The organism is bacterium, assembly GCA_040755755.1.
Classification (GTDB): Bacteria; SZUA-182; SZUA-182; order DTGQ01; family DTGQ01; genus DTGQ01.
Genome location: JBFLZW010000055.1, coordinates 114066 through 130262 on the forward strand (window position 1 = coordinate 114066; position 16197 = coordinate 130262).

The 16197-nt window shown below is 49.3% G+C and carries 16 protein-coding genes; 2 read left to right on the forward strand and 14 right to left on the reverse strand.

Translation table 11 applies throughout. From position 1 onward, the window contains the following. Positions 1-7 precede the first annotated feature (7 nt). A complete protein-coding gene (locus tag AB1611_17120; GenBank protein ID MEW6381308.1) occupies positions 8-574 on the forward strand; it encodes a hypothetical protein in 567 nt (188 codons plus the stop codon). A gap of 141 nt (positions 575-715) precedes the next feature. Beyond that, entirely contained in the window at positions 716-1432 is a 717-nt protein-coding gene (locus tag AB1611_17125) for a hypothetical protein (GenBank protein MEW6381309.1), read from the forward strand. Between the two features lie 411 nt (positions 1433-1843). Here AB1611_17125 and AB1611_17130 read toward each other — a convergent pair whose 3' ends face one another. The 14 genes from AB1611_17130 to AB1611_17195 all read right to left on the reverse strand — a co-directional run bounded on the left by AB1611_17130 (position 1844) and on the right by AB1611_17195 (position 16167). Then, positions 1844-2473 carry a V-type ATP synthase subunit D gene (locus AB1611_17130; GenBank protein MEW6381310.1) on the reverse strand — a complete coding sequence of 210 codons (630 nt, stop codon included), beginning with the start codon at positions 2471-2473 and terminating at the stop codon, positions 1844-1846. Continuing rightward, positions 2458-3990, reverse strand: a complete 1533-nt coding sequence (locus AB1611_17135; GenBank protein MEW6381311.1) for a V-type ATP synthase subunit B — start codon at positions 3988-3990, stop codon at positions 2458-2460. The genes AB1611_17130 and AB1611_17135 overlap by 16 nt, the downstream gene beginning before the upstream one ends. Beyond that, complete coding sequence (locus AB1611_17140) at positions 3987-5765, reverse strand: V-type ATP synthase subunit A (protein MEW6381312.1); 1779 nt, start codon at positions 5763-5765, stop codon at positions 3987-3989. Before AB1611_17140 ends, AB1611_17135 begins: the two co-directional genes overlap by 4 nt. 92 nt (positions 5766-5857) lie before the next feature. After that, positions 5858-6469 carry a V-type ATP synthase subunit E family protein gene (locus AB1611_17145; GenBank protein MEW6381313.1) on the reverse strand — a complete coding sequence of 204 codons (612 nt, stop codon included), beginning with the start codon at positions 6467-6469 and terminating at the stop codon, positions 5858-5860. 294 nt (positions 6470-6763) lie between these two features. Further along, a complete protein-coding gene (locus AB1611_17150; protein MEW6381314.1) occupies positions 6764-7072 on the reverse strand; it encodes a V-type ATP synthase subunit F in 309 nt (102 codons plus the stop codon). Positions 7073-7113: 41 nt separating this feature from the next. Further along, positions 7114-7488, reverse strand: coding sequence for an ATP synthase subunit C (locus AB1611_17155; protein ID MEW6381315.1), 375 nt, complete (start codon positions 7486-7488; stop codon positions 7114-7116). A gap of 178 nt (positions 7489-7666) precedes the next feature. After that, a complete protein-coding gene (locus tag AB1611_17160; protein MEW6381316.1) occupies positions 7667-9646 on the reverse strand; it encodes a V-type ATPase 116kDa subunit family protein in 1980 nt (659 codons plus the stop codon). 144 nt (positions 9647-9790) lie between these two features. Then, entirely contained in the window at positions 9791-10840 is a 1050-nt protein-coding gene (locus AB1611_17165) for a V-type ATPase subunit (protein MEW6381317.1), read from the reverse strand. Positions 10841-10843: 3 nt separating this feature from the next. Next, positions 10844-11191: a hypothetical protein gene (locus AB1611_17170; protein ID MEW6381318.1), complete on the reverse strand. Its 348-nt coding sequence runs from the start codon at positions 11189-11191 to the stop codon at positions 10844-10846. 354 nt (positions 11192-11545) lie between these two features. Next, entirely contained in the window at positions 11546-12370 is an 825-nt protein-coding gene (locus tag AB1611_17175) for a choice-of-anchor U domain-containing protein (protein MEW6381319.1), read from the reverse strand. 25 nt (positions 12371-12395) lie between these two features. Next, on the reverse strand, positions 12396-13145 hold the full coding sequence (locus AB1611_17180) for a DUF4412 domain-containing protein (GenBank protein ID MEW6381320.1): 750 nt from the start codon (positions 13143-13145) through the stop codon (positions 12396-12398). A gap of 56 nt (positions 13146-13201) precedes the next feature. Next, entirely contained in the window at positions 13202-13441 is a 240-nt protein-coding gene (locus AB1611_17185) for a hypothetical protein (protein ID MEW6381321.1), read from the reverse strand. A gap of 58 nt (positions 13442-13499) precedes the next feature. After that, positions 13500-14612, reverse strand: coding sequence for a response regulator (locus AB1611_17190; GenBank protein ID MEW6381322.1), 1113 nt, complete (start codon positions 14610-14612; stop codon positions 13500-13502). Then, positions 14602-16167 (reverse strand): ATP-binding protein, encoded by a 1566-nt coding sequence (locus AB1611_17195; protein ID MEW6381323.1) that lies wholly within the window; start codon positions 16165-16167, stop codon positions 14602-14604. The genes AB1611_17190 and AB1611_17195 overlap by 11 nt, the downstream gene beginning before the upstream one ends. Positions 16168-16197: the final 30 nt, after the last annotated feature.

A 16197-nucleotide genomic window follows, 5' to 3' on the forward strand; every position in this document is an offset into this window, starting at 1 on the left:
TCATGATGTGAAAGCTGATCATATCGATTATCCCTTTTTCTCAGGGCTTTTCATTCTCCTCTGCCTGATGCACACTTGGGCTTTTGCCCAGGCTATTGCCACCTCCCTTCCTCAGCCTCAGCGCATGGTCCATGAATTTATAACCCTGATCCTTCAGGGAGATATTTGCACTCTCCTGGACCGGTGTGAAGTTCCACCTCTTCCGGAAACGCAAAGGCGTTCCTTGTTCAGCATTCCATCCAGAGAGCAGACTTGCAAGCAAGTCGGATTAAGGCTTGAGCGCGATCAACTGCTTCGTGATTATATTGACCGGCTCAGAGAACTGATCCTGGTCTTTCATCGCCTTAATATCTCCAAAAAATCAACGCTAAATCTTTCCTCCTTCTCTGCCGATTCTCCACATCATTTTATTGCCCAGATCGAAATCAAAGCCCCTCCCACTCCACTTGCAATTACAATATCGCCTGAATTAGCTGAAAAAGACCTTCTTCTCTCCTTCACCCTATCAGCCGGATATTCTGAAAAAGGGTGGACAATTACCCATCTCTCCAAATTGAGAATATTTCCGCTTTAGCAGATTGCCAGAAAATTCATCAGATTCCTGGGAAATCGATTTATCATTGCATAGACTCTCCATGCTTTGATATAATGAGGCGCTGTATTGCAGTTTCTTCTTATTGAAGCTTTGCGAGAAAAGGTTAAAGGTTTAAAGATTATGGATAAGGAAACGAAAGACTATATTGATGAGAGATTTATCCACTTTCAGAAAGACATCGTACATCAATTTCATATCATAGCTGAAGATGTCATCAGTAAAGTTCAGATTGTAGCTGAAGGAGTAGCCTCTTTAAACGAAAAGTTAGACAGGCGAACAGAGGAATTGGATAACAGGATCGATGAAACTCAGGCTATGATGAGCAAGATGTTCAAGCGGATGGATAAAAAAATCAACGATAACACCAGGGAAATAAAGGCTCTTAAAACCGATATGCTCAAGCTCGAAGAGCGATTGGATAAAAAAATCGACGATAACACCAGAGAAGTAAAGGCTCTTAAAACCGATATGCTCAAGCTCGAAGAGCGATTGGATAAAAAAATCGACGATAACACCAGGGAAATAAAGGCTCTTAAAACCGATATGCTCAGGCTCGAAGAGCGATTGGATAAAAAAATCGACGATAACACCAGAGAAGTAAAGGCTCTTAAAACCGATATGCTCAGGCTCGAAGAACGATTGGATAAAAAAATCGACGATAACACCAGGGAAATAAAAACCGATATGCTCAGGCTCGAAGAACGATTGGATAAAAAAATCGACGATAACACCAGAGAAGTAAAGGAACTCAGGACTGATGTACTCAGGGTTGAAAGCAGAATGAAAGTAATAGCTGAAAAACTCGAAGGCCATGAGAAGATTGTTCATCAGAGGTAAAAAGCACACCTCTTGTTAAGTTATCAGTGGTCAGTGGCCCCAAGGCTTATTCAGTGCCGTAGCTGAAGCACTGCATTTACTCACAATCAATAATGAGAATCCAAATACAAGAGAGCTGCCCTCTTACACTGCGAACGGGTGAATATTAAGCTTTTATTCAGGAGCCAGAAGTCAGGAGAGGATGATTGCTTATTCTAAATTCCCACTTCTGACAATTTACTACTCAGTTTCCCGATTACATTGCTAACAAGGTATTACATCTTCTGTGCCCCTTTGTACCTGAATAGTTACATTTTATGCTTATTCACCTATAGCCGTGTGCCCCTCTTTTTTAAACAAGTTTTAAGCCTAACTGCGCCCGGCATAAGAGTCCAAAACCAGACCCCAGAATTACCACCAATGACCCAGGAGCTACTGCTGATGCAGGTCTTTAGCGCGTTTGAGCTGGAAGAACTCTTCGCGTTCTTTTTCTTCGAGGGTATTTTCGAGGTATTTGATGGTTTCGCGGTATTCTGGGATAAAGAGGTAGTTGAGGGAGTTGGCGCGGCGCTGGGTTTTTTTAAGCTCGGTGGCCAGGCGAAAGAGAGAGACCTCGATTTCGGCGAGTTTAGCCAGGCGTTCAAGGCAGAGGCCGAAGCGGTGCACGGCGTTGTCCAGGCTGGGAGAGGTGCCCTGGAAGCCGTACTGGTGGTGTGAGGGAGTTGCCGTGCGGCTGAAGGCCACCTTGGGGATGGCAACGCCCATGATGCTGCGCTCGGTAACCTTGATTTTCTCTTTTGAAGCAACGGCAAAAGAGGCCCTGGTGACGCTCTCGGTGCCAAGGACCATGCTTGCCTCCTCCAGGGCGCGGTAGGCTGATTTGAGGCTATCTTCGGCCTCCTTTTTCCATTTCCGCAGCTCGTCGATCAGGGTCATGACCTCCATGACCAGCACTTCCCGTTTTTGCTCCAGCAGCTCGTAGCCTTCCTGGGCAAAGTCGAGTTCCTCCCTCAGGCGCAGCAGGTTACTGCGGGTAACAGACAGGTTCAATCGGTTGGACATGGCTCCTCCTCGCTTTTTTCCTCGACGGTAGTTTTGGGGTAATACTTTTGGATCTGGGCCTCGCTGACTCTGATCAGCTCTTCCATGGGCAGGGTGGCGGCGATTTTCCAGGCCAGGTCCAGGGTCTGGGTGATGGAGCGGTTTTCGTTCTGGCCCTGGCGGACGAATTCTTCCTCGAACATTCTGCCAAAGTCCAGGTATTTTTTGTCCCGCTCGGACAGCTCGCTCTCGCCGATGATCGAGGCCAGGGTTTCGACCTTTTTCACATAGGAGTAGGCCGCATAGAGCTGGTTTGAGATATTGGCATGGTCCTCGCGGGTTTTGTCCGCGCCGATGCCGTCGTTCATCAGCCGCGACAGGCAGGGAAGCACGTTGATGGGCGGATAGATATTGCGCTTGGCCAGCTCGCGGTCGAGCACGATCTGGCCTTCGGTGATGTAGCCGGTCAGATCGGGGATGGGGTGGGTGATATCGTCATTGGGCATGGTCAGGATGGGGATCTGGGTGATGGAGCCGGGGCAGTCGATGATGCGGCCTGCCCGCTCGTAGATCGAGGCCAGATCGCTGTACAGATACCCGGGGTAGCCTTTGCGGCTTGGCACCTCGCCCTTGGAGGTGGATATCTCCCGCAGGGCCTCGCAGTAGTTGGTCATATCGGTCAGGATGACCAGAACGTGCATGCCCTGCTCGAAGGCCAGGTATTCGGCAATGGTCAGGGCCGAGCGGGGCGTTACCAGCCGCTCGATGGAGGGGTCGTTGGCCAGGTTCAGGAACATGACCACCCGCGAGAGCACGCCGCTTTCCTCGAAGCTTTTGCGAAACATCTGGGCCACATCGTTTTTGACTCCCATAGCGGCAAAGACGACCACAAATTTCTCGCTCTGGCCGCATACTCTGGCCTGGCGCACGATCTGGGCCGCCAGCTCGTTGTGGGGCAGGCCGCTGCCGGAGAAAATGGGCAGTTTCTGGCCCCGCACCAGGGTGTTCATGCAGTCGATGGTGGAAATGCCGGTCTGGATGAAATCCTCTGGATAGTCGCGGACCACGGGGTTGATGGGGGCCCCGTTGATGTCACGCTTTTCCTGGTAGATAGGCAAGGGGCCGCCGTCGATGGGAAGGCCGAGGCCGTTGAACACCCGGCCCAGCATGTCCGCCGAGACCGGAATCTGGAGCGGCTGGCCCTGAAACCGCACCCTGGTGGTGGAAATGGTCAGGCCCCCGGTGCCCTCGAAGACCTCGATCAGGGCCGAGGTGCGGCTGGTGATCAGCACCCTGCCGTGGCGCACCTCGTTATTTTTCATCCTGATCTCCACTACCTCGTCAAAGCCGATGCCGCTGATGCCCTCGATGAACAAAAGGGGCCCGGCCACCTTGGACACGCCGATATACTCCTTGCCGAGAACGCCGCTGGCTGCAATGCCGCTGCAGCTCTCAACCGTGCTGGCGGTGCTTTTGCTTGTGCTTTCACTTATTCTGACTCCTGACTTCTGACTCCTGACTTCTGCTTTATCGCTCATAGGATTGCCATACTCTCCTTTTCGAGCTCTTCCATGCACCGGTCGATCTGCTGGAAGAGGAGGTCGAACTGTTCGATGTTGCCGTTGGGGATTTTCTCCTTCATGCGGTTGATTTCATTGACGATTGGAAGCTGCATGACTTTGGCTATCGGGATGTGGGCCCGGATGACATCGGATGCCCGGCGATAGAAGTGCATGATGGCCCGCAGCATCAGAAACTGCTTGCGGGGCACGGCATACATGTCCACCTCGTCAAAGGCGCTCTGCTGGAGGAAGGCATTTTTCAGGATGCGCGCCCCCTCGAGGATCAGCCGCTGGGCATCGGGCAGGGCATCCTCGCCGATCAGTTTGACGATCCGCTGCAGCTTGTAGTCCTGCTGGAGAATCTGCATGGCCTCATCGCGCAGCACCTTCCAGTCGGCATCCACTTCCCTCGTCCACCAGGCCTGGACAAAGTCCAGATACTCGCTGTAGCTTTCCATGTAGTGAATGGCCGGAAAGTAGCGGGCGCTGGCCAGTTCCTTGTTCAGGCCCCAGAACGAGCGCACGAAGCGCTTGGTGTGCTGGGTGACGGGCTCGGAAAAGTCCCCGCCCGGAGGCGAGACCGCGCAAATGGCACTGACCGAACCGGTCCTGCCGCCCAGGGTCTGCACGCGGCCCGCCCGCTCGTAGAACCTGGCCAGGCGCGTGGCCAGATAGGCGGGAAAGCCCTCTTCGGCTGGCATCTCCTCCAGCCGTCCCGATATCTCCCGCAGGGCCTCGGCCCAGCGCGAGGTGGAATCGGCCATCAGGGCCACATCATAGCCCATGTCCCGGTAGTACTCGGCAATGGTGATGCCCGTATAAATGCTGGCCTCCCTGGCCGCAAGGGGCATGTCCGAAGTGTTGGCGATCAGGATGGTGCGCTCCAGCAGCGGACGGCCACGTTTCAAGTCCATGAGCTTGGGAAAGTCCATCAAAACCCCCGTCATCTCATTGCCCCGCTCCCCGCAGCCGATGTAGACGATGATGTCCGCATCGCACCACTTGGAGAGCTGATGCTGGGTGATGGTCTTGCCCGTGCCGAATCCGCCCGGTATGCCTGCCGTCCCTCCCTTGGCTATGGGAAAGAAGGTGTCGATCACCCGCTGGCCGGTGATCAGGGGCTCTTCGGGCATCAGCCGCAGGAAATATGGCCGCGCCAGGCGCACCGGCCAGCGGTGAACCATGCTGACGGCCTGCGGGCCCGAAGGGGTACGAATCTGGGCCACCGGCTCATCGATGCCGTAGCACCCCTCCCGCTGGATGAGCTCCACCCGGCCCTCAATGGCGGGCGGCACCAGAATCCGGTGCTCAAACAGCGGCGTCTCCCGCACCAGACCCAGAATGCTCCCCGGCCCTACCTGATCACCCTCTGACACTGCAGGCGTAAAGGGCCATTTTCTCTGCCCGTCAAGGGGCCTGATCTTGACCCCCTTGCGGATAAAGCTGCCGCTTCGCTCATGAATGGCCTTGAGCGGACGCTGTATGCCATCATAAATATTGCCGATCAGCCCCGGCCCAAGCTCGACCGAAAGAGGTATGCCAGTGCCATACACGCACGAGCCGGGTTTCAAGCCCGTCGTGCTCTCATAGACCTGGATGGTGGCCCGGTCCTCATCAAGCTCGATGATCTCCCCGATCAGCCGCTCCTCCCCGATCTCCACCAGCTCCATCATCTCGACCGAATGTATATCCACCGCCTTCACCACCGGCCCGTTGATCCAATCCACTATCCCCACTACCTTCAACTTCATCTTGTCCACGTGATATCTCTCCTCTATCCTCCCATAGCCTGGGTCATACTGCCCACCTGGACCATCCACTCCAACAGCCACGCCTGGCGCACTTATTCGAACAGCAGCCTGGCTGCTGCCGAGCGCATGGTTTCCTCCCTGCGCTGGAAGATGGCCTCCAGGGTATTGTCATACTGGAGCCTTCCATCGCTGCGAATGACAATCACACCCCCTTCAGCATCGATGGCCTGCTCAGAGAGCATGAGTCTCTTGCCACTCTCCGCGCTCAGCTCCTCGAGCACCTTCGGGGTGAATAATCTGCGGTCCCGGCCATTGACCTGCACACTGAACTCATCCCCCTCAAGCCACGAGAGGGCCTCACGGGTCAGCCTCATCAGAATGGAGGCATAATCAGGATGGCGGGCCAGGGCATATAACTCCTGCCTCACCGCGGAAAGAACATCCTGGAGTATGGCCTCCTTCTGCCCGATGATCTCCATGCGGGCCGAAAGCTCTGCCTGTGAGATCATCTTGGCCTTGGCCAGATAGATGTCCAACTGGCTCTGACTGCTCTCGGCCTGCTGCCTCATCTGGGCCTGCACCCTGACTGACTCCTGCTGGATGGAGGCTGCCTCCTTCTTTGCCTTCTCCAGGATCGCCTCCGCCTCCTGAAACGCATCTTCCATGATTACCCTGGCTAATATCTCTCCGTTATTGCTTAACATGACCCTCGTGTCCCCTGGTTACTCTGTGTGTGTCCCGGTATGCTCTGTTTCCCTGCCCACGGATTCCCTGTTCCGCCATGAGAATGGTAAAAATAACCATCACCCCCACCCAGGCTCCCCTGCCCCAGGGGCTTTCTGCCTCAAGGGGGAGGAGAAAGACTGCCTTTACTAACAACTGAACCCTAATGACTGACCACTGTCTTCACTGGCCACTGACCACTCTCTCTCCTGACTCCCGACTCCTGACTCCTGACTCCTGTCTTCACTGGCCACTGGCCACTCTCTCTCTCCTCCCTACACCTTGATTCCCAGGGCAGAGAGGGCAAAATCCTCCACCGAGCGCTTGCCGGGAAGCGGTCCAAGGCGGTCAGGAATCTCCAGAATCAGGGCTGCGCCTTTTTTTTGCAGCAGCATCTTATTAATATGGGGCCGTAGCTGCTCAGCCAGCTTCTCGGTGATCAGGCAAATGCCGACATCACGCCGCCTGACGGCTCTGCGCAGGGCAGAAAGGGCCTGCTGGGCCGACTCTGCGGCCACCCCCTCAACCCCGGCCAGAGAAAACCCCAATACCGTCTCCTTATCACCAACCAGAAAGAATTTCATCGCTCTCCACCATCCCTAAAATCCTTGCATCCCCGCAATCCCTACACCATCCCCAGAATCATAATGGCCACAATCAGCCCATAAATGGCGATCCCTTCTGCCAGCCCAACAAAGATCAGTGCCCGGCCTGCCATCTCCGGCCGCTCACTCATGGCCCCCATGGCCGATGAACCCACCAGCCCCACCGCTATGGCCGCCCCGATCGTCGACAGCCCCGTAGCCACTGCCGCCGCCATGAAGCCCCAGCTCACACTGCCTGGATTTTTAGCTTCCTCCTGACTGATGCCTCCCTCCTCACTGCAATATGCCGGAACAACAAAGGGTGATATCACCATAAGCATACTTACTACAAATAATACTGCAAACGTCATGGGCAATACCTTTGATCGTATTACGTTGCCTATTGTCATAATCATTGCTCTTCTATCTCCTTCCCGCTGATTGCACTATGTATACTTTTACTACAATCTTATTGTACCTTTCAAAAACCCGTACTAATGCTCACTTTACACTGAAATAGAGAAATATTTGCTGGGGAGTTTTTCTTTTTTGCTGGGAGCTTTTGAATTGAAAAATCTATTCCGGCATAATAGGCTAAATTCGTAATGGCTTATAGATCTCTCCTCCTCCTTTAAAAAATTTGCTGAAAAACTCGTAATATTCCAGACGAATAATCTGAATAGATACCACCAGACCTTCAATCGCGATTATTCCGATATTGCCTACCAGCATAATCAGCCAGTACCAGAAAATACCCCCTTTCAAGCCCTGTAATACGTTCGCCAGGGCAAAAACCGCCAAAAAGAGACCTGCATGAGCGAGGGCAAATGCCGAGACACGAATGAAGGAAACTGTGTTTGAAAGAAATCCGATTACGGTATCACCTACCTCTATCAGGGACTCCATGAGGTAGATGCCTAAATTTTTGGGTAGAATAGGGATCTTTTTCTTAAATACCACCCTGTTATAGAGGTTATAGAGCGGCTCTTTCAAGAATATGGCCAAAAGGGGCAGAAAAAGTATCATGAACAGATAACCAAAGTTATCCAGAAATTTTCCCGTAGTCAGGTAGAATAATACCAATCCGACACATCCCCAGTAAAAGACCAGACCCATGATACCGAACTCGCCAAATATCCCTCTCTCATAGTCGCTGTGTTTAATCGAATTGATGATGTTTAAGATAAGGGCAATGCTGATTATGATCATGCCGAATCCCACGGTTACTTTCATGAAATAATAGATATTTTCCATGGGATTGAACCATAAGGGAGGAATGAGATGCTCAAAGCCGAACACGGAACCATAGAGGAAGCCAAAAATAGTGGACATGATTCCGCATTCCATGATAATCAGGCCGATATCCTGCAAATTCTGCTTACTGGATTTTTTAAAGGTAAACAATCCCATAAGGATCAAGGCCAGGCCGTGCCCGACATCCCCAAACATAACCCCGAACATAAAAAGAAAGCTCAAGGCGAAAAAGAATGTCGGATCCACCTCTTTATAGGATGGTATTCCATATTCTGAAACAAGTTTTTCAAAGGGTTTGAGAAGAAATGGATTCTGGAAACAGGTAGGTATTTTGAGAAGGTCCCCTACCTGCCACATGACATTTGAAGAGAGCACGGCAATTCTCACCTGGTGTTTTGTCGCTTCCTGTACCTTTTTCTCCAGAACAGGCACTACATCCTGCGGAACCCAGCCGGAGATATGATAAACACGACCAACTTTATCATACGATTTCCCAATTTCGAGAATGGCGACCGAGAGTAATACTTTCCGGTTTACCTCCTTCAGGCGCTCTTCCAGTTCCTTCTTCACCTTTTCCAGATTCTTCCGGGCTATGGATTTTTGCATTTCCAATTCCTGAATTTGCCCCCGCAAACTCTGGATACTGGGAACTCTGGAATTCTCATCCTGCCGGGGAATCTCAATTTTCTCAAAATAGGCGCTCTTCAGGGCCTTCTCAATCTTCTCCCGGTCTTTTCGAGAGCCAAAGGCAAAAACAAGCCGTCTGCTCCCGATCGGGTTTGATGGAAGTAAAAGGTGGTAAACATCGGATAAGCTGAATTCCAGACGGTCCATATTTTCCGCTGGTATCAGTCCTGCCGCAACATACAGAAACCGGCATTCATGTATCTGGTTAGTGTCAACACCCGCAGATGCAAGCAGCTCCAATTGCCTCAGCAATTGCTCTTTCTCTTTCCGTGTTTTTTCCTGGGCTTCAACATCCTTGACCAGACCTGAGATTTCCTTCTCCAATTTCTGAATTTCCTGGTCAATGACGATAATATCTTTATGGGGATTAACTTCCTCCTTTGAAATCAGGCTCAAATCGTCCGGATTGATTTCGAGCCACAGGAAAATTCTTTCCAGTCTACCTTTCAACTCTATATACTTACTTAATAAATTGCTGTCCGTATGAGACTCCAGATCCATTTCTCCCACACGGGTCTTTCGGATATTCATCAAGTGCAGTATTTTCAAGTTGGCAATAATGCTTGTTGTTTTGGCAACATGGTCCTGCGGGACCTGCAAATCAATTTTAGCCATTCTGGCAAGTCTAAACATTTCAACTCTCCTAACCCCTCATCCTAGCTCTAAAAAATAGTAACCTTAAGTCTTTTCCTCCCAATTTGGGTTTTTGGTTTGTTTTCAGCTATCGAAGCGTGACCGTAAAGGCTTTTTCCTTTGAAAATGGTTTATGTCCGGCTCTCAGGTTTCCTGATATCTGGTGTTGACCACATAATCGGCGATCATTTCTCTTGACAGGTTCAGACGTTTTGCTTCCGTGATACTGATTAAATTCTTAACCTCAATTTCCTTGAAAAACACCAGGTCCAGAACGGTACCGATATGAAAGGGAAAACCCTGCCAGTTCTTCCGGATCAAGTCCTGCAGATAACAGCATAACTGAGTGGAGCAAGCTTCAGCATCCTTGAGATCGGCCAGTAAAGCCTTGTAGGGAGTCCCTGCCAGATTGGTGATTACATCTTTTCGATCCACCGAAAAGGCAAGTTTTCTCCGACGCTCAGGCGAGATACGAAAACCCTGCATCAACCCGTAATTAAGAATTTCCTCTGGTGAAAAATGGTACACCTCCTTAAATCGAAAGATCCAGGTTATATTTAAAATGTCCATCTGAACACCGAGAAGACTTCGAACAATGTTCTGTTCCCGGCGGCTGAGGGTAGAGATGATTTTCCATAATTGATTGTAATAGCTGAGATCCAGTGCCATTTCGAGAGGGAAGGTATCCTTCTCCTCCTCAAAGCGGTAAAGAGCGCTTTTGAGTGGACTGTAATAACTGGTCCTTCGCAACTGGACCAGGAGATCTTCAAGACCTTTTGCCTGAAGCAGGGTACCAGGAGAAAAACTTCTGGACTCAGGTATCGGCAGCAGAACCTGCTCGCCTTCCTCCCTTGGTTTGTCCTGGCTGATAATCCGCACAATAACCTTGAGGTTCTCAAGCTCATATTTCTGATAGAGATGCTGGATCAGGTGCTTGCGGCTTCCTCCCAATGAGCGGATGACCTTGGCATAGCAGTCAAACAAGTCCTGATAGAATACTTTTATCAGGCCATCATACGAGGTTGCAGCCTGGCTGAGATATGGACCGTATGAAGTAGCTCTCAGGCACTCGACCAATCCACTATAGCCCGAAACACCAAGGAGATTTTCAAAATCGGCCGGGCCAAGCAGTCGGCTCTTTAACGCCCTGAACTTGGCATTGACATAGGAATATTGAAAAGCAGCTCTTAACATAGCTTAATTATCCGTTCTTACCAGATCCTCGAACAGTCTGCTGCGCAGATCAGCCAGCACTCGCTCGCGGTTCTTCCGGCTATGCTCCCTGATCCAGAGAAGGATCTCATCCTTTTCCGCAATGATCCTGGCTACCTCTTCTTCTCCTTCCATTTTGAGGCGTTGCTCCAGGGATTCCCGCTCTTTCTGGAGATCCTCCCGGGTTTTCTCAATCAGCCTGCGGGCATCTGCTCTGGCCTGAAGAACAATCTGATTTCCTTTCTCTTTTGCCTCTTCCAGAACCTTCCCGGCATTTCTTTCCACTCCCAGCATTTCTTCGATAATGGCGCTGTTCTCAGCTACCCCCTGCATATGATTGACCTCGCTCTCATGATAAATATTGGTTAACCACCCAATCCGGAATACCGAAAAATTATATTTCTCCCCTGGATTTTTCCTCTTTGAAGAGCAAAATTAATGCCTGTGTCATAATTTTTGAACCAGTCAATAAGCTATTGAATCTTAATTTTTATTGCTTGAAAGATGTGCCTCTTGTCACAATCAGGGCTGACATGACCATAAATATTATGGACCATGAAGCAGGCTTTTTAGTGGAGGCTGGAGAGACTGTCATAGAAATTACGGGGGGTATGGAGAGAATATAAAATTTATGATCGAGATCATAAATTTTATTACCAGCTCAAGACAGGGGAAAAAAGGAAGGTTTTAATAACCGCGCTGTTGGTGACCAGAAAGGGATTGAATGAAACATCTTCCCTTCTTGCTGCTGCTTTTCGGTATTCCTAAGCCCCAGGGATCTACAATTACTCCTTCATGGCCCGTTTCATTCTGGATATCAGAGTCATGAGCAGGATTATTATCCCTGAGAGTTACGGTGATACTTTGCTTATAGTTTTGCTTCGGCAGATTAGCGGTATCATATTTCCAGTAATCACCATCTCCGATATCATAGCCGATCTGGGCCAGCCATTGCTTATCATAGTAACGGCAGAGCCTGGCATGGGGACTGACCAGCATGTTATGAAAGAAAATTTTCAGGGTCACTTCGTCTTCGCCTTCATCATCCAGGCCTTCAATCCGAAACGAAATAAAACCATAGGGAAACTCTGGATCCGTAATCTCTCTCTTCGGACGGTTTGGATCGTTTTCGCTTACTATATGAACATCCCGAAAGACACCTTTATCAATTTTCATGGTGATTCTGTGGTCTTTTTTTTCACCTTCTTTGATGAGCAGCGAACAGAGATTAGGGTCACGGTAGGCAATCCCATTATAGGTCCCCACCGATGGTCCATTACCCTCATCCGTATCACTGATACCGTCTCCGTCAGTATCTGTTGCATCAACATTCTGTTCAGACAAAAACCGCTCCCCTCCACCTATCCCCCATTCATCAACATCCATCGGTTGCGAATCAGCAGCTTGGGCAAGCGGGGAGACCATGATGAAGAGCATCATCGCTCCCCATGCCACCAGCCCCACCCACCAAAGAGCGGGCCTTCGATGATAACAATCCTGGTTTTCCGGCATAAATATAAGCCCTCTCAATTGAAAGTCATGGGCTGATCTTCGCATATTCAAAAGGAATCTGGAAAAATTCCGACTTAATCGGCCCTTTGGTGATTTTAGTCAATGTACTTACTACCCTGACCTGTTTGCCTTGCAAGTTTGAGTCCATGATCACCTGTACCGGATAACCGGGATACTTGGCCAATTCTTCCATCATTTTCATCTTGCTGAACTTGGCCATTTTCTCGATCGCTTTTGATGAAATGTGAATTTCCTCTGTAAGCCAGCAGGTCGCTTTCATTTTATTGCCCTGGATTGTTGTATCCATTTGAACTTCGTAGCAATTCCAGTCCTTGATTTTCTTTTTTTCTCCAGTCCGCCTTGAGGTGATCATCGTTCGCTCATTGATCTGTTTCAGTTTATCCATCTCTGATGAAGCCTCTTTATAGGTTTTTTGGAGTTTGTTTAACTCGTAGGTCTTACCCTTGTCCATCAGAATCAAGGTAAACTGATCCTTATTTTCTTCGCTCTCAAACCGGATACGATCTCCTTTAAGCCAGACGGCCAGAAGTTTTTCCGGTCCTGCCAGTTCCCCATTAATAAAGGTCTGGCTTTTTTTCTCAAAATAAATATCCTCCTGTGGAGGCTCTTTCTCCACCTTCTGGGAATTTCCCGCTTCCTCTATCTTTTTAGGGTTCCCCGCCTCCGGTTCGGCTGCTGCTCCGAGATTGGCCCCGGAAAACTGTAAACAGGCTAACAATGCAATAAGGGCATAAATTACTTTTCTCTTACTCATACTTCCCTTCCTTCATCTGGTTCGACTTTTTGTTTACTGACCACTGGCCACTTACACTACTTCTCCCACAGAGCCCAGGCGTCGAACAAAGAATTATATCGCAGCAGGTATTTCTCGTTGGTTTCGGTCAAAACCTTAAAGTAATCCAGCTTGGGTTGAGTTGCCCGCATGCCGCCCTCATACCAGCGATCTAAAATTTCTTTGATCTTCATTGACTTTCCCTCCAGGACAAAACGCCTGGGGCTCTCATTGGCCTTATATCCTGAATAGCAATTTACTTCGATTTTTTTCCACATCTATAATATCTCCTGATTTAATTTTGCCGAATGACGATCAATAATGATTTATCCTGTTTCATGCAGTCTCTACCTCTGGATGGATGGCCAGAGAAGCAGGAAAAAGAACCCGGAAACAAGTACCCTGTTCAAGCTCGCTCTGAACATCAAACGTAACCCCATAAGGCCGCATCAACTGATAGCTGCTGTAAAGACCAAGTCCTGTGCCCTTGATACCGCCTTCCCCCTGCCGGGACTTTGTGCTGTAAAACGGCTCAAACAGCTTGGGCATATCCTCTTTCCTGATCCCGCAGCCTGAATCAGCAATCTCAACAAAAAGTTGTTGCTCATTCCATCCGGTCTTGACTGACAGCCTCTTTGTTCGTGAGGTTTTCATAGCATCCAGGGCATTCTTGATCAAATTTGAAAAACATTGGCTCAGATCACTGTAAACCCCTTCAATCTCGGGAAGATCATCAGCCAGATTCACAACCTTCTCAACCTGATGCTTAAAGTCAAGGTCTACTTCAAAGAACTCCAGCTCTTCAGTCAATATTTGGTTAAGGTTGATTCTTGATTTTTTCCGGTCATGTTCTTTCCGGGTATTATCCAGCATGCCGGAGATAATAGCATACATCTTGTTGGCCGCAGAGAGCATTTTGTCCAGTCTCGCTTCCTCTGGATATTTTGCCTTGAGAAATTCGGCATAGGCAATAATACAGCTCAGTGGATTATTAAGATTATGGGCAAATCCAGCGGTTAGCCTCCCCAGGGCCGCCATTTTCTCTTCCTGACCTTTCTTTCGCAATTCCTCGATCATTCGTTCTTTCTGCCGAATGGCCTTTTCCACCACCTCCAATAATTTCTCATTATTCACTGGTTTGGTTACATAGTCGAAGGCTCCTATGCGCATCACGCTGATAGCGGTTTCCAGCTCTAAAAAGCCGGTCAGCATAATTACCGGAACCAGGGGATAATGAGAGCGAATTTGCTCCAGCACTTTTTCACCATCCATTTCCGGCATCTTGATATCGCAGATCACCACCTCGATTTCCTGGTGAGAGGATAGAATTTCCAATCCTTTTCGTCCGTTTTCCGCGGTAAAAGCGGAATATCCCTCAAACCGGAATACATTGCTCAGCATCTTTGAAATACTGATATCATCATCGATAAGCAGGATCTTATGACCCATGACCGTGATTTTCCCCCTCATGAGAAGGTGTAGCTGCCGGGAACCGTAAGAGGAATGAGGTTCCCTCTTCCCTCCTGGTTTTTACCTGAATATCACCCTTGTACTGGTTAACGAGCCGGTAAACCACATTCAATCCCAGTCCTGTACCCTTCCCCGGATCTTTGGTAGTGAAAAAAGGATCAAAAATATAAGGCAGATTCTCCTGACTGATGCCGCATCCAGTATCCTGAATTCGGATATGCACAAAATTATCCTGCTGATGAGTCTCAAGACGTATTGTCCCCCGGCCTTGCATTGCATCCACTGCATTAATGATCAGGTTAACGAAAATCTGCTGGAACTGGTTAAAATTCCCAGGAACCAGGCCGGTTTCCTGATAGTCTCTCTGAATTTCGATCGCCTGCATATTCCGTACATGTGAAGACATGGTGATTGATTCTTCCAGGACCTGACTGATATCAATCAATGAGACCTTCTGGTTCTGGATGCCGCGAATATAGAGAGAAAGGTCCTTGATAATATTGGCCATTTTTTCCGCACATTCCTTGACCTGGCTGGCAATCTCGACGATGATTTCCCGATCATCCGCTTTTTTTATCAGGTAATTTGCCCCGGAGAGTATCACCTGGAGGGGATTGTTGATCTCATGGGCAACGCCGGAGGCCAGAATACCCAATCCAGCCAGATTTTCCGCCCTTCTCACTCCCTCCTCAAGCTCTTTGATCTTTGAAATGTCCTGCGTATAGACAAGCACATTATGTACCTGACCGAGCTCGGTTTTGATCGGGATATAGTGGATATTGACATACCGCCGGTTTTCCCGGGCACTTTTGGAACAACGGCAGTCGTTATCGAAAGGAATATTCAGGTCTGTTTTGGTTACCCCTTCCTGAAATACGGCAGGCGCCTTGCAGGCCGGGCAATGTGATGATCGGTTGGCAATAACCTGATAGCAGTATTTCTCGATCAGGTCTTTTGGCGTTTTGCCTAAATAAAACGCCTGGGTTTTATTGACTGCTTTAATTCGATACTCATGATCGATCATAAAGAGACTGTCGATGATTTCGTCAAAGATTCCAAGGAGCTTGTTCTTACTTCGCTCTATCATCTTGCGCAGATGAACTTCGGAGGAATTTTGAAGGCTCAGGATTCTCAGACACTCTGATGCACATTGATCAGTCTTACGGATCCAACTGACATCGAGAAGGGTTTCCAGGGCACCAATAAGTCTTCCCTGATCATCTTTCAGCGGATAGACTCCCCGCTCTACGGCTATGTGGCTTCCATCCTTACGGCGAAGAGAGCTTTTCCGAAGACAAGGGTTATGCTGCCCCGCCGCAGACAGAAAAGTACACGGCATCCGGCAATCGGTAAACCGGAGAAGACTGCAGGACTTTTCCACCATCTCATCAGGTGAGTATCCGGTGATATACTCTGCCATAAGATTATAATAGATGATTTTCCCTTCGATATCGATAATGAGTGCCGCTACCGGTAGCGAGGAAAGTATTTGTTGTAAAAGCCTCTGGTTTGGCTCGACCAGTGATTCGATCATTCTATTCTCTTTATTTCTATTTCTGATCAA